General features: G+C 48.1%; 1 protein-coding gene. It reads right to left on the bottom strand.

The genetic code is table 11. From position 1 onward, the window contains the following. The coding region (locus tag KMS84_RS44850; RefSeq protein ID WP_498066993.1) for a hypothetical protein at positions 1-200 on the bottom strand (200 nt) is incomplete at its 3' end. Between the last annotated feature and the right edge of the window lie 41 nt (positions 201-241).

The raw sequence follows: 241 nt of genomic DNA, 5'->3' as shown, positions 1-241 counted from the left end.
ATTTCAATCGGGAATACCACTTTCTTGACGTAATTGACGTTGGAAAGAATCAACCCGGGGGCGCGGTTGAGTACCTCGCTAAACAGGCTCAGCACAATCATGCCGACAAAAAGCACTACGGCGAATTGCGTTTTGCTATCGTCAGCACCAATCCCACCCCAGCGAGATTTGAAAATCTCGGAGAATACAAAGGTGTACACGGTTAGCATGAACACTGGATTGAAGAAGGACCAAGCCAGAC

It is taken from the genome of Streptomyces hilarionis, assembly GCF_024539675.1.
GTDB lineage: Bacteria > Actinomycetota > Actinomycetes > Streptomycetales > Streptomycetaceae > Streptomyces > Streptomyces hilarionis.
This window is presented reverse-complemented; position numbering and strand designations above follow the sequence as displayed.